The 17,629-nt window shown below is 70.1% G+C and carries 19 protein-coding genes; 18 read left to right on the top strand and 1 reads right to left on the bottom strand.

Annotated elements, in window-relative coordinates:
- Positions 1-63: 63 nt before the first annotated feature.
- The gene (locus IE160_RS05975) at positions 64-846 is read right to left on the bottom strand and encodes a peptidylprolyl isomerase (protein WP_191151914.1); all 783 of its coding nucleotides are present in this window, start codon (positions 844-846) and stop codon (positions 64-66) included.
- Positions 847-972: 126 nt separating this feature from the next.
- On the opposite strand from IE160_RS05975, the gene IE160_RS05980 reads away from it, so the two are divergent.
- The 18 genes from IE160_RS05980 to phnE (IE160_RS06065) all read left to right on the top strand — a co-directional run bounded on the left by IE160_RS05980 (position 973) and on the right by phnE (IE160_RS06065) (position 17,583).
- Positions 973-2,337, top strand: coding sequence for a replication-associated recombination protein A (locus tag IE160_RS05980; protein ID WP_191151915.1), 1,365 nt, complete (start codon positions 973-975; stop codon positions 2,335-2,337).
- A gap of 164 nt (positions 2,338-2,501) precedes the next feature.
- The gene (rpsD, locus tag IE160_RS05985; RefSeq protein ID WP_191151916.1) at positions 2,502-3,131 is read left to right on the top strand and encodes a 30S ribosomal protein S4; all 630 of its coding nucleotides are present in this window, start codon (positions 2,502-2,504) and stop codon (positions 3,129-3,131) included.
- A 148-nt stretch (positions 3,132-3,279) separates the two neighbouring features.
- Positions 3,280-3,507, top strand: a complete 228-nt coding sequence (locus IE160_RS05990) for a hypothetical protein (protein WP_152582895.1) — start codon at positions 3,280-3,282, stop codon at positions 3,505-3,507.
- A gap of 60 nt (positions 3,508-3,567) precedes the next feature.
- Positions 3,568-6,225, top strand: a complete 2,658-nt coding sequence (gene alaS / locus IE160_RS05995; RefSeq protein WP_191151917.1) for an alanine--tRNA ligase — start codon at positions 3,568-3,570, stop codon at positions 6,223-6,225.
- 2 nt (positions 6,226-6,227) lie between these two features.
- The gene (gene ruvX, locus IE160_RS06000; RefSeq protein ID WP_179873764.1) at positions 6,228-6,698 is read left to right on the top strand and encodes a Holliday junction resolvase RuvX; all 471 of its coding nucleotides are present in this window, start codon (positions 6,228-6,230) and stop codon (positions 6,696-6,698) included.
- On the top strand, positions 6,695-7,966 hold the full coding sequence (mltG, locus tag IE160_RS06005) for an endolytic transglycosylase MltG (protein ID WP_224744602.1): 1,272 nt from the start codon (positions 6,695-6,697) through the stop codon (positions 7,964-7,966). Before ruvX ends, mltG begins: the two co-directional genes overlap by 4 nt.
- A complete protein-coding gene (locus tag IE160_RS06010; RefSeq protein WP_179873765.1) occupies positions 7,959-8,798 on the top strand; it encodes a shikimate dehydrogenase in 840 nt (279 codons plus the stop codon). The genes mltG and IE160_RS06010 overlap by 8 nt, the downstream gene beginning before the upstream one ends.
- Before the next feature lie 4 nt (positions 8,799-8,802).
- Positions 8,803-10,008, top strand: a complete 1,206-nt coding sequence (gene aroC / locus IE160_RS06015; RefSeq protein WP_179873766.1) for a chorismate synthase — start codon at positions 8,803-8,805, stop codon at positions 10,006-10,008.
- Positions 10,001-10,567: a shikimate kinase gene (locus tag IE160_RS06020; RefSeq protein WP_224744603.1), complete on the top strand. Its 567-nt coding sequence runs from the start codon at positions 10,001-10,003 to the stop codon at positions 10,565-10,567. Before aroC ends, IE160_RS06020 begins: the two co-directional genes overlap by 8 nt.
- Positions 10,564-11,643 carry a 3-dehydroquinate synthase gene (gene aroB, locus IE160_RS06025; protein ID WP_179873767.1) on the top strand — a complete coding sequence of 360 codons (1,080 nt, stop codon included), beginning with the start codon at positions 10,564-10,566 and terminating at the stop codon, positions 11,641-11,643. The genes IE160_RS06020 and aroB overlap by 4 nt, the downstream gene beginning before the upstream one ends.
- Before the next feature lie 20 nt (positions 11,644-11,663).
- A complete protein-coding gene (gene aroQ, locus IE160_RS06030) occupies positions 11,664-12,104 on the top strand; it encodes a type II 3-dehydroquinate dehydratase (RefSeq protein ID WP_179873768.1) in 441 nt (146 codons plus the stop codon).
- 79 nt (positions 12,105-12,183) lie between these two features.
- Positions 12,184-12,747, top strand: a complete 564-nt coding sequence (efp, locus tag IE160_RS06035) for an elongation factor P (protein WP_179873898.1) — start codon at positions 12,184-12,186, stop codon at positions 12,745-12,747.
- Positions 12,748-12,751: 4 nt separating this feature from the next.
- Positions 12,752-13,168 (top strand): transcription antitermination factor NusB, encoded by a 417-nt coding sequence (nusB, locus tag IE160_RS06040; RefSeq protein WP_179873769.1) that lies wholly within the window; start codon positions 12,752-12,754, stop codon positions 13,166-13,168.
- Positions 13,165-13,851, top strand: coding sequence for an HAD family hydrolase (locus IE160_RS06045; RefSeq protein WP_179873770.1), 687 nt, complete (start codon positions 13,165-13,167; stop codon positions 13,849-13,851). Before nusB ends, IE160_RS06045 begins: the two co-directional genes overlap by 4 nt.
- 143 nt (positions 13,852-13,994) lie before the next feature.
- Entirely contained in the window at positions 13,995-14,972 is a 978-nt protein-coding gene (gene phnD, locus IE160_RS06050; RefSeq protein WP_179873899.1) for a phosphate/phosphite/phosphonate ABC transporter substrate-binding protein, read from the top strand.
- 81 nt (positions 14,973-15,053) lie between these two features.
- Complete coding sequence (gene phnC, locus IE160_RS06055) at positions 15,054-15,902, top strand: phosphonate ABC transporter ATP-binding protein (RefSeq protein WP_191151918.1); 849 nt, start codon at positions 15,054-15,056, stop codon at positions 15,900-15,902.
- Positions 15,899-16,705: a phosphonate ABC transporter, permease protein PhnE gene (gene phnE, locus IE160_RS06060; RefSeq protein ID WP_191151919.1), complete on the top strand. Its 807-nt coding sequence runs from the start codon at positions 15,899-15,901 to the stop codon at positions 16,703-16,705. The genes phnC and phnE (IE160_RS06060) overlap by 4 nt, the downstream gene beginning before the upstream one ends.
- Positions 16,702-17,583: a phosphonate ABC transporter, permease protein PhnE gene (phnE, locus tag IE160_RS06065; RefSeq protein ID WP_191151920.1), complete on the top strand. Its 882-nt coding sequence runs from the start codon at positions 16,702-16,704 to the stop codon at positions 17,581-17,583. The genes phnE (IE160_RS06060) and phnE (IE160_RS06065) overlap by 4 nt, the downstream gene beginning before the upstream one ends.
- The last annotated feature ends 46 nt before the right edge of the window (positions 17,584-17,629 follow it).

Below are 17,629 nucleotides of genomic sequence, written 5' to 3' on the forward strand. Positions count from 1 at the left end.
GCTTTTCAGCATATTCCACGCGTCCCGCCGCCCGGCGGGTGGCGGAGGCGGCGCGGTGCATCGCTACTGGATCGTGATGCTCGTGATCGTCGTCGGAACGGTGGGCGCGCCGTCGGGAGCGCCGCCCTCGGCGCCCGCGTCGACGATGCCGGTCATGAGCGAGTCGAGCCCGCTCGTGATGCGGCCGAGCACCGTGTATCCACCGGCGGCATCCGAGGGGATGGTCGAGTCCTCGTAGACGATGAAGAACTGGCTGCCCATGCTCGACCCGTCGCCGCCCTGGCGCGCCATCGCGAGGGTGCCTTCAGGGTAGACGTCGTCCTCCGGTGCGTTCTCGATCGGCCCGAACCGGTAGTCGGGCCCTCCCGAGCCGTCGCCGGCGGGATCGCCGCACTGCAGCACGAAGATGCCCTCTGTCGTGAGGCGGTGGCAGGTGAGACCTGCGAAGAACTCCGTCTGCGCGAGGGAGACGAACGAGGCGACAGCCTGCGGGGCCGCCATGCCGTCGAGCTCGAGGCCGAGCTCGATGTTCTCGTTGAGGGTGAGCGAGCCCGTCCAGGTGCGGAACTCGCTGAGCTCAGGGGCGGGCGCGGCGGCGTCGGGCGTTGCGGACGGGGTGGCGGACGCCTCTGCTGTGGGGGTGATGACCGGCTCGGGCGCGCCCGGCCCGGCGACGTACGCCAGCTGCGCCGTCGTCGCGAGCGCAGCAACCACGACGAGCCCGATGACGGCGACGAGGTTGTCGCGCTTGCGGCGCGCAGTCTTCGCCTCATGGACGGTCTGGCGCGCCTGGTACTGGCGCAGCCTCTCGCGGGCCTGACGGTCTCTGCTCGAGCTGGCTGCCACTGTGCTCCCTCACCTTGCGGATGCTGTGGGCGCCGGGGGAGGGCGCCGAGGTGAACTCTAGTCGAGGGCGGGCGCCGCCTCGGTCGTCGACAGTCCGCTCACGGGGCGGGCCGATAGCATCGCCCCATGGATGCACAGCCCGGGCTCGGCTCGAGCGCCGTTCCCCTGGCCGTGCGCATGAGGCCGACCTCGCTCGACGAGGTCGCGGGTCAGCAGCACCTCCTCGCTCCAGGCTCGCCCCTCGTCAGCCTCGCGAGCGACGATCCCGCTCGCACTCCGAGTGCCGTCTCGGTGATCCTGTGGGGGCCGCCGGGCACGGGCAAGACGACCCTCGCGCAGGCGATCGCGCGCAGCTCGGGCCGACGCTTCGTCGAACTCTCTGCGGTCACCGCGGGCGTGCGCGATGTTCGCGACGTCATGGAGCGCGCACTGTCGGATCGCGACCTGTACGGGTCGTCGACCGTTCTCTTCCTCGACGAGATTCACCGGTTCACGAAGGCGCAGCAGGACGCTCTGCTGCCGGGGGTGGAGAACGGCTGGGTGATCCTCATCGCCGCGACGACGGAGAACCCCTCTTTCTCGGTCATCGCACCTCTTCTGAGCCGTAGCCTGCTGCTCACGCTCGCCGCGCTCAGCGACGACGACCTGGGCGAGCTCGTCGATCGAGCGGTCGCCGATCCTCGCGGTCTCGGCGGCCGGGTCGTGCTCGAGCCCGCCGCGCGCGAGACGCTCGTGCGCCTCGCCTCGGGGGATGCCCGGCGCGCCCTGACCGCGCTGGAGGCGGCCGCGCAGTCCGCAGGAGCGCACGACGGCGCTTCGGAGCAGAGCGCTCGGGACGGGCATCCCGTGATCACCGCTGACATCGTCGCGCAGGCGGTCGACCGGGCACTGCTGCGGTACGACAAGCAGGGCGACGAGCACTACGACGTCATCAGCGCTTTCATCAAGTCGATTCGGGGCAGCGACCCGGACGCCGCGCTGCACTATCTCGCGCGCATGATCGAGGCGGGGGAGGACCCGCGGTTCATCGCGCGGCGCGTCATCATCTCGGCGGCGGAGGACATCGGCATCGCCGACCCGCAGGCGCTGCCCCTCGCCGTCGCAGCCGCGCAGGCAGTGCAGCTCATCGGCATGCCGGAAGGGCGCATCCCGCTCGCCGAGGCCGTCGTCTACCTCGCCACCGCACCCAAGTCGAACGCCGCCTATCGGGCGCTCGACGAGGCGATCGCCGACGTGCGGGCGGGCGGGATCGGTCGCGTGCCCGCACCGTTGCGCGATGCGCACTACCCGGGTGCGAAGCGGCTCGGCCACGGCAAGGGCTACGTGTACCCCCACGACGAACCGGTGGGCGTCGCCGAGCAGCAGCATCTGCCTGACCCGCTCGTGGGGCGCGAGTACTACCGGCCGACGGAGCGGGGGCACGAGCGCGAGGTCTCCGCGCGGCTCGCGAAGCTGCGGGCCATCGTGCGCGGCGAGAAGCGCCAGGAGTGAGCGCTCCACGCCCGTCGCTCTGCTAAGCTTGCTCGGCCCGTCAGATATGGGCACACCCTCCCTCGTAGCCTCCACCGGATCGCCTCGGCGTGCGTTCGGACCGGACGGAGCGGTGTACGCCCGTGAGCCGCTGAAATTCTCGGCCACGCCCATGGAAGGACACCGTGTCTACCAAGTCACGCACTCGCAGCAAGACCCGCCTCTCTCGCGCACTCGGCATCGCCCTCACCCCGAAGGCCGCCAAGTACCTCGAGAAGCGCCCGTACGCTCCCGGTGAGCACGGCCGCACCAAGCGCAAGGCCGACAGCGACTACGCCGTCCGTCTGCGCGAGAAGCAGCGCCTGCGCGCCCAGTACGGCATTCGCGAGGCCCAGCTCAAGATCGCGTTCAACGAGGCGCGCCGCTCCGCAGGCCTGACGGGTGAGAACCTCGTCGAGCTGCTGGAGATGCGTCTCGACGCGCTCGTGCTGCGTGCAGGCTTCGCCCGCACCACCGCGCAGGCCCGCCAGATGGTCGTGCACCGCCACATCCTCGTCGACGGCCAGCACGTCGACCGCCCGTCGTTCCGCGTGAAGCCGGGTCAGCTCATCCACGTCAAGGCTCGCAGCGAGGGCATGGAGCCGTTCCAGGTCGCCGCGGCCGGCGGTCACGTCGACGTGCTTCCCAAGGTTCCCGGCTACCTCGAGGTCGAGCTCGACAAGCTGCAGGCGCGCCTTGTGCGCCGCCCCAAGCGTGCCGAGGTTCCCGTGACGTGCGAGGTCCAGCTCGTCGTCGAATACTACGCCGCCCGCTAAGGGCACCACAGCACGTCCTGAACGGGGGCTCGGCGCATGCCAGGCCCCCGTTCCTCGTCTCCCGGCCCCGCTAGGCTGGGGTCTGCCCGCGCGCGGGAGAGCCCGCGACCGCACTACTGACCCGCACCACCGATTGAGGGAGAACCCCATGAAGAACATCGTCTGGCTCATCGTCGGCGCTGCCGTCGGTTTCGTCGCCGCCCACCAGGTCTCCAAGACTCCTCAGGGCAAGCAGTTCTTCGACGACGTCGATGAGAAGGCTCGCGAGTTCGGCTCGGCCGTCGTCGAGGGCTACAAGCAGCGCGAGGCTGAACTGCGCGCCGCGGTGGCCGAGGCAGAGGACACGATCGCCGACCTCACGAACCGCCTCAAGTAGCACGCCCCTCGTCGTCGGGTGGGGCCCGACAGCCCCGCCACCCGAGATTCAGGAACCCCCATGCAGACCGCCGACATCCAGCGCCGGTGGCTCGACTTCTTCGGAAGCCGCGGTCACACGGTCGTGCCCTCCGCCTCGCTCATCGCGGACGACCCGACGGTCATGTTCACGATCGCGGGGATGGTGCCGTTCATTCCGTACCTCACGGGAGTCGTGCCGGCACCGTACCCGCGCGCGACGAGCGTGCAGAAGTGCATCAGGACGAACGACATCGAGGAGGTCGGCAAGACCACCCGCCACGGCACGTTCTTCCAGATGAACGGCAACTTCTCGTTCGGCGACTACTTCAAGGCCGGTGCGATCGAGTACGCCTGGGAGCTCTTGACGCTGCCCGAGTCGGAGGGCGGTCTCGGGTTCGCGGAGAAGGACCTCTGGGTCACCGTGTACGAGGAGGATGACGAGGCGCGACGACTCTGGAAGAGCATCGCCGGTCTGCCCGACGAGCGCATCCAGAACATGGGCAAGGAAGACAACTACTGGTCGACCGGCCAGCCCGGCCCGGCCGGCCCGTGCTCGGAGATCTACTTCGACCGAGGCCCGGCCTACGGCCCCGAGGGCGGCCCCGCCGTGGACGACACCCGGTACATCGAGATCTGGAACCTCGTGTTCATGCAGTACGCGATCGACCAGGTGACGTCGAAGACCGAGTTCCGCATCCTCGGCGAGCTGCCGAACAAGAACATCGACACCGGCATGGGCATGGAGCGCGTCGCGTTCCTCAAGCAGGGTGTCGAGAACATGTACGAGATCGATCAGGTGCGCCCCGTGCTCGACGCGGCCGCGGGCCTCTCCGGTCGCCGCTACGGGGCCGACCCGGAGGACGACGTGCGCATGCGCGTCATCGCCGACCACGTGCGCTCCTCGCTCATGCTCATGACGGACGGCGTGGCCCCCGGCAACGAGGGCCGCGGGTACATCCTGCGCAGGCTCATGCGCCGCAGCATTCGCGCCATGCGCCTCCTCGGCGTCGACGCGCCGAGCGTCGAGGTGCTCTTCGGCGCCTCGCGCGACGCGATGAGCACCGCGTACCCGGACGTCGCGGAGAACTACGACCGCGTCTCGCGCCTCGCCCTCGGGGAGGAGGAGGCCTTCCTGCGCACGCTCGCAGCCGGGACGAGCATCCTCGACCTCGCTGTCGACCGCACCGCGAAGGCCGGCGGGGGAGTGCTCGCCGGCGACACGGCGTTCCAGCTGCACGACACCTTCGGGTTCCCCATCGACCTCACGCTCGAGATGGCGGAGGAGGCCGGGCTCTCCGTCGACCGTGCAGCCTTCGACCGGCTCATGAGCGAGCAGCGCTCGCGCGCCAAGGCCGACGCCAAGTCGAAGAAGTCCGTGCTCGCCGACGTCTCGGTGTACGGCGAGTTCCGCGCGCACGGCGAGACGCAGTTCCTCGGCTACGACCAGCTCGACACCGAGACGACCGTGCTCGGGGTCATCGTCGACGGTCGCAGCGTGCCCGTCGCCCACGCGGGGGATCACGCCGAGATCATCCTCGCCGAGACGACCCTCTACGCGGAGTCCGGCGGCCAGGAGTCCGACGCCGGGTCGATCGTCGGCCCCGGCTACGAGCTTGAGGTGCTCGACGTGCAGCGCCCCATCGCGGGGCTCGTGAGCCACCGCGTGCACGTGCGCAGCGGCGAGGTGCAGGTGGGGCACGCCGCGACCACGCACGTCGACCCGCAGTGGCGTCGTGCCGCGACCCAGGCGCACTCGGCGACGCACGTGATCCACGCCGCCCTTCGGCAGACCCTGGGCGACGACGCCCACCAGTCCGGCTCCTACAACAAGGCCGGCTACATGCGGCTCGACTTCAGCTGGAACCAGGCGCTGAGCGCCGCGACGCGCAGCGAGCTCGAGGAGATCAGCAACATCGCCGTGCGCGACAACCTTCCCGTCGAGACCCGCGTCATGGGGCTCGACGAGGCGAAGTCGCTCGGAGCGATGGCGCTGTTCGGCGAGAAGTACGGCGATCGCGTGCGGGTCGTCGACATCGGCGGCCCGTGGTCGCGCGAGCTGTGCGCGGGTACGCACGTCGCGAGCTCGGCCGAGATCGGCATGATCAGTCTCGTGAGCGAGTCCTCGGTCGGGTCGAGCAATCGGCGCGTCGAGGCGCTCGTCGGTCTCGACGCGTTCCGCGAGTTCGCGACCGAGCGCGCGATCGTCGCGCAGCTGACGAGCAGTCTCAAGACGCCGAAGGAGCAGCTGCCCGAGCGCATCACGGAGCTCACGGCTCAGCTCAAGGCGGCCGAGAAGCGCATCGCGCAGATCGAGGCGAGCCGGTTGAGCGAGCGGGTCCCCGCTCTCGTCGCCTCGGCGGCACCCGTGGGCTCCGTCACCGCGGTCGTCGAGAACCTCGGCTCGGTCGGCGCGGCCGACGACGTGCGCACGCTCGCGACGAGTGTGCGGGCACGACTCGCCGATTCCGCGGCGGTGGTCGCGCTCGCGGCCGAGGTCGGCGGCAAGGCGACCGTGATCGTGGCCACGACGCCGTCGGCGCGAGAGGCCGGCGCGAAAGCGGGTCAGCTGGCCCGGGTGGCCTCGGGGGTGCTCGGCGGCGGCGGTGGCGGCAAGGACGACCTCGCCCAGGGGGGCGGCTCCGACCCCTCGGCCATCGGTGCGGCACTCGACGCCGTCGTGCGCGAGCTGCGCGCCTGAGCATGCGCAGCGGCGTGCGACTCGGCGTCGACGTGGGGCGCGCGCGCATCGGCATCGCGCGCAGCGACCTGCACGGCATGCTCGCGACACCGGTCGAGACGCTCGCGCGCCGCGGCGACTACGGTGCGGGCATCCGGCGCATCATCGACGAGACGGGGGCGACCGAGCTGGTGGTGGGCCTTCCGCTCTCCCTGAGCGGTGCCGAGACGGCGTCCACCGCGGATTCCCGGGAGGTGGCGCTCGAGCTCGCGCGCGCGCTCGGGATCGCCGTGCGACTTGTCGATGAGCGCCTCACCACGGTGACGGCCGCACGGTCCCTGCGCGAGGCGGGCCGCACCTCTCGCACGTCGCGCGCCGTCGTCGACCAGGTGGCCGCTGTTATCCTGCTCCAGCACGCCCTCGACCACGAGCGCGCCAGCGGCAGCCCGCCCGGCGAACTCGTCGACCCGGACGAAGGACACCCCTCATCGTGAGCGAGAACGACGACAACTGGGACGCAATCTTCCGCCCGGCTCAGGAGAGCGCGGCGCCTGATCAGCGCCGCGGCGAGCCCACCGGCCCGGTCGCCACCGAGGGCGCCCCGGCTCCTCTGTCGCGCCGAGCCGCGCGGGATGCTCGAGAGCGTCCCCGCGCCGGACGAGCTCCGAAGGAGCGCACCTCGGGTTCCCGCAGGCGCCGCTGGCCCTGGGTGCTCGGCATCGTGATCGTGCTGATCCTCGGCGGCGCGGCGGGCGGCGCGTGGTACGTCTGGACGAACTACGAGACCCAGGTGCGCGAGGCGCTGGGCTGGGAGCTGCCCAACGACTACGAGGGCGCCGGCAACGGCACCGAGGTGCTCGTGACCATCTACAGCGGCGAGATCGGCGCCGATGTCGCCGAGTCGCTCACCGAGCAGGGCGTCACGATGACCTTCGACGCGTTCTACGATCTCCTTCTCGCCGACCCCTCCATCTCCTTCATTCCGGGAACCTACCGATTGCAGGAGGAGATGTCGGCGCAATCGGCGCTGGATGCCCTGCTCGACCCCGAGAACAAGGTGGAGTTGAGCGCGACCGTGCGCGAGGGCCTGCGCGCCGGCGAGGTCATCGAGGCGCTCTCGGCCGGCACGGGCATCGCGCTCGAGGAGTACGAGGCGGCCATCGTCGACCCGTCGATCTACGGCATCCCGGAGGTTGCGCCCAATATCGAGGGCTACCTGTTCCCGGCCACCTACCGGTTCGAGCCGGGTACGACGGCCGAAGACCACATCCGCACCCTGGTCGACGAGATGTTCGCCCGGCTCGATGCGGCAGGTGTCGCGGAGGAGGACCGCCACACCGTGCTCACGAAGGCCTCGCTCATCCAGCGCGAGGCGCGGCTCGCCGACGACTTCTACCGCGTTGCGCGGGTGATCGAGAACCGCCTCGCCGAAGATGCCCTGCTGCAGTTCGACTCGGCCACGCAGTACGGTGCGGGTGAGACCGGGTCGGTGTGGTCGAGCGGCGATGCCCTCGGTGCGGAGAACCCGTACAACACCTACGCCAACCCGGGGCTCCCGATCGGACCCATCGCTGCACCGGGGGACGTCGCCATCGACGCGGCCCTGAACCCGGCGGAGGGCGACTGGTTCTACTTCGTCACGATCAACCTCGCGACGGGGGAGACGAAGTTCTCGGAGACTCTCGCGGAGCACGAAGTGGGCGTTGCTGAGCTGCGCGCCTGGTGCCGTGCGAGCGAGGAGAACGCCGTCTACTGTGAGTGAGCGCAGGCTCGCGGTGCTCGGCCATCCCGTCGCGCACTCCCTGTCGCCGGTCATGCACGCCGCGGCGTACCAGGCGCTCGGCCTTCAGTGGGCGTACGGCCGGACGGACGTCCGTGAGCACGAGCTGGCCGGCTACCTCGACGGCCTCGATCGGTCCTGGCGGGGCATCTCGGCCACGATGCCGCTCAAGGAAGAGCTCGCGCGCCTCGGCGACCACCGCGACCGCGATGTTGAGCTGACGGGCGCCGCCAACACGCTGCTGCTCGCCGACGACGGTCGGCGCATCGTGCGCAACACGGATGTGGTCGGAGTCGAGCGCTCGTTGCGCGGGGCCGGACTGAGCTCAGCCGAGCATGCTGTGCTCGTCGGAGCCGGTGCCACGGCGCGGTCGGTCGTCGTCGCACTCGATGCGCTCGGCGTGCGGGGCATCACGGTGGCGGTGCGCGACGCCGCTCGTGCGGGCGGCATCCGCACTCTGGCCGAGGAGCTCGGGCTCGAGTTCGATGCGGTCGCGCTCGGCGACCTGGCCGCCGTGGTGGAGGAGACCGACGTCGTCGCGTGGACCCTGCCCAACGGCGTGCCCCTCGACGAGCAGCTGCCCGTGAGTGCGCGAGAGCACGCTGTCGCCCTCGACGTCACCTACCACCCGTGGCCGGGGCCGCTCGCCGCGCAGTGGCTCGCTGCGGGCGGTCGCGTGGCGTCCGGTCGCGACATGCTGCTGCACCAGGCGGTCCGGCAGGTGCGTCTCTTCGTCTCCGGCCAGACCGAGGTTCCGCTGGAAGCGGAGGCAACCGTGGAGGCCGCGATGGCCTCCGCGCTCGTGAAAGACTAGGGGCATGCTGCGCTGGTTGACCGCCGGGGAATCCCACGGCCCCGAACTGATCGCCGTCCTCGAAGGGCTGCCCGCGGGCGTGCCCGTTCTGCGGGAGGCCATCCAGGCCGATCTGCAGCGTCGCAAGCTCGGGTACGGTCGCGGCGCGCGCATGAAGTTCGAGCAGGACGAGCTCACGATCTCCGGTGGCGTGCGGCACGGCCTCAGCATGGGGAGCCCCGTGGCGCTGCGCATCGGCAACACCGAGTGGCCCAAGTGGACGACCGTCATGAGCGCCGACCCGGTGGATCCCGCCGATCTGCAGAGCGGGCGCGGTGCGCCGTTGACGCGCCCCCGGCCGGGCCACGCCGACCTCGTCGGCATGCAGAAGTACGGCTTCGACGAGTCGCGCCCGGTGCTCGAGCGTGCGAGCGCGCGCGAGACCGCGGCCCGCGTCGCGCTCGGGGCGATCGCGCGGTCCTTCCTCGCGGAGCTGGGAATCCGGCTCGTCGCGCACACGCTCAGCATCGGCCCTGTGCGGGTTCCCGAGGATGCTCCGCTCCCGCACCCCGACGACGTCGAGCGTCTCGACGCCGACCCGCTCCGCTGCCTGCACGCCGAGACGAGCGCGCGCATGGTCGAGGAGGTCGACGCCGCGCACAAGAGCGGTGACACCCTCGGCGGCGTCGTCGAGGTCGTGGCGTACGGGCTCCCGCCCGGTCTGGGCTCGTACGTCCACTGGGATCGCCGGCTCGACGCTCGACTTGCGGGCGCCCTCATGGGCATCCAGGCCATCAAGGGCGTCGAGGTCGGGGACGGCTTCGAGTCGACGCGCCGGCCCGGGTCCGCCGCGCACGACGAGCTCGTGCTCGAGAACGGGGTCATCCACCGCGAGAGCGACCGCGCGGGAGGCACCGAGGGCGGCATGAGCACCGGCGGAGTGCTGCGCGTTCGAGCGGGCATGAAGCCCATCGCGACCGTGCCGCACGCCCTGCGCACGATCGACACGGCCACCGGCGAAGCCGCACCCGCGCACCATCAGCGCTCCGACGTGTGCGCGGTGCCCGCCGCGGGCGTCGTCGCCGAGGCGATGGTGGCGCTCGTCCTCGCCGAGGCGGTGACCGAGAAGTTCGGCGGAGACTCGATCACCGAGACGCGTCGCAATCTCGAGGGCTACCTCGCGGCGATTCCAGCGACGCTCACGACAGCCGTCGCGGAGGGTCGTGCCTGAGCGGGGCGAGTCAGAGGCGGTCACGACGCAGGGCCTCTCCCCGCTCGCGGTGCTCATCGGGCCGCCGGCCGCCGGCAAGACGCGGCTCGGCAAGCGGGTCGCGCGCATCCTCTCCGTACCGTTCCTCGACACCGACACGCTCATCGAAGCCGAGCACGGCCCGATTCCCGGCATCTTCGCGGAGCACGGCGAGCCGGCGTTCCGCCGCTGGGAGGCGGAGGCGGTCTCCGCGGCACTCGGTCAATCCGCGGTCGTCGCGCTCGGCGGGGGAGCTGTCATGACCCCGGCGACGGCGGAAGCGCTGCGCGGCCTGCCCGTCGTGCTGCTCACCATCTCTCCCGAGGCGGTGGCGACCCGCATCGACAACGGCAAGCGACCGCTGCTCTCGGGAGGAATCGACCGTTGGACGGAGCTCGTCGCGGCGCGGATGCCCGTGTACGAATCGCTCGCGACCGTGCGCTGGGACACCTCGCGCCGGCCGCTCAGCCAGATCGCGGACGAGATCGCCACCTGGGTGCGCACGCTGCCCGTTCACGAGTCCCCGGGAGGGCCATCATGACCACTGCTTCGACCGCGATCCCGGTGACCGGAGAGTCGGCGTACGACGTGATCGTCGGCCGTGGCCTGCTCGCCTCGCTGCACGACTGGATCCCTCCCACCGCCGCGAAGGCTCTCATCGTGCACGCCCCCACCCTCGGTGCGGTGGCGGACGGGCTGCGGGAGGCGCTCGCGGGGCGTATCGAGGTGCTGCTCGCCGAGGTTCCCGACGCGGAGGCCGCCAAACGGGTCGAGGTGGCGGCGTTCTGCTGGCAGGTCATGGGCCAGACCGATTTCACCCGCACCGACGTCGTCGTCGGGCTCGGCGGCGGAGCGACCACAGACCTCGCGGGCTTCGTCGCGGCGACCTGGCTGCGCGGTGTGCCGCTCATCCAGGTGCCCACGACCGTGCTGGGAATGGTGGATGCCGCCGTGGGCGGCAAGACGGGGATCAACACGGCGGAGGGCAAGAACCTCGTGGGCGCCTTCTACGCGCCGCGCGTGGTGCTCGCCGACCTCGACCTCCTCGGCACCCTGCCGCAGAACGAGATCCTCGCGGGCTTCGCCGAGGTGGCGAAGTGCGGCTTCATCGCCGACCCGGTGATCCTCGACCTCCTGGAGGCCGACGTGACCGTCGCGACCGACCCGAGCAGCGACGTCTTCCGGGAGCTCGTGGAGCGGGCGATCACCGTGAAGGCGCGGATCGTGAGCGAGGACTTCACGGAGCAGGGTCAGCGCGAGATCCTCAACTACGGCCACACACTGGGCCACGCGATCGAGCATGCCGAACGCTACCGGTGGCGCCATGGAGCGGCGATCGCGATCGGCATGGTGTACGTCGCCGAGCTCGCGCACCTGGCCGGCTCCCTGAGCGCGGAGGCAGTCGACCGGCATCGCCGCATCCTGGCGTCGCTCACGCTGCCGACGGGCTATCCGCTCGGGCGCTGGAAGACGCTCCTGGCCACCATGCAGCGCGACAAGAAGGCGCGAGCGGGCATGCTGCGTTTCATCGTGCTCGACGACATCGCCCGACCGCGTGTTCTCAACGGCACTGACGAATCGATGCTCTTCGCCGCGTACCAGGAGGTCGGCGAGTAGTCGCTCGGTAGGCTGGAGGCATGACGTTCGACCGCGTGCTCGTCCTCAACGGGCCCAACCTCAACCGGCTCGGCACGCGCGAGCCCGAGATCTACGGCACAGCCACTCTGGAGGACGTGCGGGCGCAGCTCGCGTCGCACGCGGGCGCCGTCGAGATCGACCTCCGCCAGACCAACGACGAGGCGGCTCTCATCGGCTGGCTGCACGAGGCCGTCGATGCGCGCACTCCCGTCATCCTCAACCCCGCGGCCTTCACGCACTACTCCTACGCGCTGCGGGATGCTGTCGCCCTTGTGACCGAGACGGGTGTTCCCGTCATCGAGGTGCACCTGTCGAATCCGCATGCCAGGGAGGAGTTCCGGCACACGAGCGTCGTGAGCGCTGTCGCGACGGGCGTGATCGCGGGTTTCGGCGCGCAGTCGTACCAGCTCGCTCTCGACGCGATTCTGCGCTCCTCCTAGCCGCGCACTAGACTCGCTCGGCGGCGCACGCACCCCTGATGCGCCGCTCGTGACCCACGGAACGGATTGTGACGGCCTCATGGCGACCACCAACGACATCAAGAACGGCAGTGTGCTCAACCTCGACGGTCAGCTCTGGGCCGTCATCGAGTTTCAGCATGTGAAGCCCGGCAAGGGTGGCGCCTTCGTGCGCACCAAGCTCAAGAACGTGACGAGCGGGAAGGTCGTCGACAAGACCTTCAACGCCGGCACGAAGATCGACTTCGCGAACGTCGATCGTCGCGACTACCAGTACCTGTACCAGGACGGTGCCGACTTCGTCTTCATGGACACGACGGACTACGACCAGGTGACGGTGCCCGGCTCCGTCGTGGGGGACGCCGCGAACTTCATGCTCGAGAACCAGCAGGTGACGATCGCCATGCACGACGGCCTGCCCCTCTATCTCGATCTGCCCGCATCGGTCGTGCTCGAAGTCACCTACACGGAGCCGGGACTGCAGGGCGACCGCTCGACGGGAGGCACCAAGCCGGCGACGCTCGAGACCGGCTACGAGATTCAGGTGCCGCTCTTCCTCGAGACCGGCACGAAGGTCAAGGTCGACACGCGCTCGGGCGACTACCTCGGCCGCGTGAACGAGTAGAGACATGGGAGCACGCACCAAGGCGCGCAAGCGCGCCCTGGACATGCTGTACGTCGCCGATGTGCGGCAGGTTCCGCTGCAGGAGGTTCTCGGCGAGGAGGCGCGGCGTGCGGTCGCGCAGCCGCAGCGCGCGTCGAGCTGGCCATACGCCGAGCAGATCGTCCGCGGCGTCATCGAGCACCAGCGCGAGCTCGACGCCGAGCTCGAGGGGCGCGCTGTCGGATGGACGCTCGCCCGCATGCCCGTCGTCGACCGAGCCATCCTGCGACTGGCAGCCTGGGAGCTGCGCCACAACCCCGAGGTGCCGACCGCCGTGGTGATCGCTGAGGCCCTCGAATTCGCCACCGTGCTCTCGACGGAGGAGTCCGCCTCCTTCGTGAACGGGGTCCTGGGTGCCGTCGCGGAGGCCGTCCGAGCGTGAGCGACGGGCTCCTCATCCTCGACTTCGACGGCACTCTGTGCCTGGGGGATGCGCCCGTGATCGCGTACGCGACAGAAGTGGCGCGTGCTCTCGGGCACGCTGAGCGGAGCATCCTCGAACCGCTCGGGGCGTTCCTCGACGGGGCATCGGACGGCCCCTTCGCGGGGAACGCCGACGGTTACGGCGCCGTCGCGCAGTGGGCGCGCGAGCGCGGCCTCGGGGAGCAGGAGCTGGGCGAGGCCTACGTGCGATCGCGCGCGGCCCTCGACTCCGGGGATCTTGAGGTGAGCATCCCGCCCGGCATCACCGACTTCCTGGGCGGTTTCCGCCACTGGGACCGCGTGCTCGTGACGAACGCGCCTCGCGAGGGCACAGAACGGCTCGTGCACGCGCTCGGCCTCGCACCGCACCTCGAGCGCGTCATCGGAGACGCACGCAAACCCGACGGGCTGCGGGCTCTGACCGCGGAGGGCGCTGAGCTCGACACGGCGCGCTGGCCGCGCGTCCTCTCGGTCGGTGACATCTGGCGCAACGACCTCGAGCCCATCGCGGACCGTGGCGCTACGGCGCTCATCGAGCGCCATGGTCAACCGGATGCCCGGCCGACGTTTCGCTCGGCGCTCATCGAGACCCTCTACGGGGATCTTGCTCATTGGCGCACTGCATCGCCGACCACCGCGTGAACAGCACGTAAATTCCCGCGCCGCAACGCGACAGCACTAGGTCGGGGCGCCGTCGGCGGAATACGGTCTAAGGGTGGTCGCCCTCATGCGGGGGCCGCCGCGCACTGCATACACATACCTATGAGGAGTCCATTGTGAAGACCATGAACCGCCGCTGGGGCGCGATCGCCGCCGCCTCGGCCCTCGCACTCGGCCTCGCCGCCTGCGCGCCCACGGCGGAGGAGCCCACTGATGACGGCGCCGCGACCGAGTGGCCCGAAGAGATCGTCCTCGGACTCGTCCCCTCGCAGGAGGTCGACCAGCTCGTGCTCGATGCCGAGGTTCTCGGTGACCTTCTGAGCGAGGAGCTCGGCATCACCGTGCGCGCCGAGGTCACCGACAGCTATAACGCCCTCGTGGTGGCGATGCAGTCGGGCCAGGCCGCGATCGGCATGTTCGGGCCCATCGCGCTCGTCCAGGCTGCCGACCAGGCCGGTGCTGAGCCGATTCTGCAGTCGGTGCGCTTCGGCTCGAGCACCTACGTCACGCAGTGGTTCACCAACGACCCCGACCGCTTCTGCGAGACGGAGGTCGTGGTCGACGAGGACGGCTTCGCGTTCTGCAACGGCGTGCTCGACGCCGAGAGCGGCCCCGTGGGCGAGAGCGCCCTCGCACTCATCGAGCAGGACGAGGCCATCTCGTTTGTCGACGAGGGTTCGGCCTCGGGCTACTACTACCCGGCCACCCAGCTCGAGGAGGCCGGTCTCGACCCCTTCGCTCTGAGCGGCTCGTTCTTCGCCGGTGGTCACCCGAACTCGGTGCTCTCCGTCGCCCGCGGCGACGCGACCGTCGGCGTGAGCTTCAATGACGCCCGCGGCAACGTGGTCGAGGAGCTGCCCACCGTCGGTGAGGACGTCGTCGTGTTCGCCTGGTCGACGGCGATCCCGAACGACGGCGTCGCCGTCGCGGGTGACCTTCCGCAGGACCTGAAGGACGCCATCACGGAGGCGTTCCTCGCGATCGCAGACAGCGAGGAGGGCCTCGCCGCCCTCGACGCGGTCTACAGCATCGAGGGTCTCGTGCCCGCCGACCTCGACGCCCTCGACGCAGCGCGTCAGGTCGAGGCCAACTTCGGCGAGTAGTACCGTCGAGGGGGTCGGGGCTGTGCCTCGGCCCCCTCGTGCATCAGCTTGAGCCTCACCAGCTCCGACGAAAGCAGTCCCGTGATCTCCTTCCGTGACGTCACCGTCACCTATCCGACCGGCACCGTGGGCCTCGACGGCGTGACTCTCGACATCGCGCCCGGAGAGTTCGTCGTCGTCGTCGGTCTCTCCGGCGCCGGGAAGTCGACCCTCGTGCGGTCGATCAACGGCCTCGTACCGGTGACGGGCGGCGAGCTCCTCGTCGACAACGTCCACGTGGACGGTGCGAAGCCCGCGCAGCTGCGGCGACTGCGATCGCGCATCGGGATCATCTTCCAGTCGTTCAACCTGGTCGGGCGCATCTCGGTGCTGCAGAACGTGCTCGTGGGTCGCCTGCACGCCACGCCCCTCCTGCTCTCCCTCTTCGGGCTCTTCCGGCAGGCCGACAAGGAGAAGGCGTTCGAGGCCCTCGAACGCGTCGGCATCGTCGAGAAGGCCTACGTGCGCGCGTCCCAGCTCTCCGGCGGCCAGCAGCAGCGGGTTGCCATCGCCCGCGTTCTCGCACAGGACCCGACGGTGATCCTCGCCGACGAGCCCGTCGCCTCCCTCGATCCGCCGACGGCGCACATGGTCATGCGCGACCTCGAGCGCATCAACGACGAGCTCGGCATCACGACGATCGTCAACCTGCACTTCCTCGATCTCGCTCGCCGCTATGCGGACCGCATCATCGGCATGCGCGAGGGTCGAGTCGTCTTCGACGGCCCTCCTGCCGAGGCGGATGACGCTGTGTTCGAGCAGATCTACGGGCGCTCGCTCACCGCGGACGACGTGCTCTCCGAGGAGGAGCAGGCGGAGGAGGACGCCCTGCAGGCTCAGGCCGCAGCGGACCTCGACGTCGAGGAGTCACGCAAGGCGACGCCCGCGTGACGACCACGACGGCTCACCGCACGGCGACCGTTCGCCCGCCCCGACCACGACCCCGGCTCGGCACCTACATCGGCCTCGCAGCCGTTGTCGCGATCACAGTGTGGGCGGGCATCGGCATCGAGTTCGACCTGCGGCCGCTCTGGACCGACATCGGTCGCGGTTGGTTCATCATCCAGGAGTTCCTCGCGCCCAATTGGGCGTACATCGGCCGCACGATCGGCCCGTTCATCGAGACCCTCTCGATCGCGGTGATTGCGACGCTCGTCGGGTGCGCCGTCGGCCTGGGGATGTCCCTGCTCGCGTCGCGCGTGACGACGGCGAACCCTGTCCTCTACCGCGCCGCGAAGCTCTTCCTCTCCGTCGTGCGCTCGCTGCCCGATGTCGGCTACGGCCTGCTCTTCTTCGCCCTCGTGGGCGCGGGCTCGCTCGCCGGCATCCTCGCGCTCATCATGTTCAACATCGGCATCATCGCGAAGCTGACCTCCGAGACGATCGACGCCGTCGACCGCGGGCCGCTGGAAGCCGCCGATGCGACGGGGGCATCGGCGTTGCAGCGTGCGCGGTTCGCCGTGGTGCCGATGATCCTGCCCAACTACCTCTCGTACTGCCTCTACGTGTTCGAACTCAACATCCGCGCCTCCGTCGTCATCGGCATCGTCGGCGGTGGTGGTATCGGCTCGTCGATCAGCGTGGAGTTCGCGCGGTTCAACTACTCGAACGTCTCCGCGATCGTCGTGCTGCTCATCGTCGTGGTCTTCGCCATCGACCTGCTTTCCCAATCGCTCCGACGGAGGCTCACATGAGCGCCCCGACCACGCCATCGGATCGGCCCCGCCGCGGCGCCCCGCCGCGCCCCAGCGCGCCCAGCCGCTTGCGCTACACGCTCACCCAGCTCGGCGTGCTCGTGCTCGTCATCGTGTGCCTCGTCCTCGTCGATGCGAACTGGGCCAGGCTGCTCGAGGCGCCTGCGCTCTCCCTCAACTACGGCGGGCTCATGGTGCAGGGCGTCGTGCAGAACCCGTTCAGCGAGCCATACAGCCAGTACTGGAACGACGCGATCCTTCTCATGTTCGAGTCGCTGCAGATCGCCTGGATCGGTACTGTCATCGGCGCGACCTTCTCGTTCCCCATCGGATTCCTCGCCGCCTCGAACGTCTCGCCCCGCGGAGTCGTCATCGTCACGCGGCAGATGCTCAACATCATCCGCGCGGTACCGGAGCTCGTCTTCGCGATCGCGATCATGCTGCCAATCTTCGGTCTCGGTCCGCTCGCCGGCGCCCTCGCCATCGGCGTCGGGTCTATCGGCACGCTCGGCAAGCTCACGAGCGAGGCGATCGAGGCCGTGCCGACGGGGCCGGGGGAGGCGACGATGTCGGCGGGGGCCAGCACCCTGCAGACTCTGCGCTGGGCTGTGACTCCGCAGATTCTGCCCGAAGTCATCGCGTTCTGGCTGTACCGGTTCGAGATCAACATCCGCGCGAGCGCCATCCTCGGCATCCTCGGGGCCGGGGGAGTGGGATCCCTCCTCGCGCAGGTCTTCGAGCGCCGCGACTGGGAGCGCATCGGCATCACCCTCACCGTCATCATCGTCGTGACCGTCATCGTCGACCAGATCTCGGGCGCGGTGCGGCACCGCGTGATCTCGGGAGTGCCCATCGCGAGCGCGAAGGCGCTCGTCTAGGGTCACCCGAGCGGGCCGCGGCCCTGTGTGACGTTCTGTTGCACTC

Origin of the sequence: Chryseoglobus sp. 28M-23 (genome assembly GCF_014789785.1) — a bacterium.
Taxonomy (GTDB): Bacteria; Actinomycetota; Actinomycetes; order Actinomycetales; family Microbacteriaceae; genus Microcella; species Microcella indica.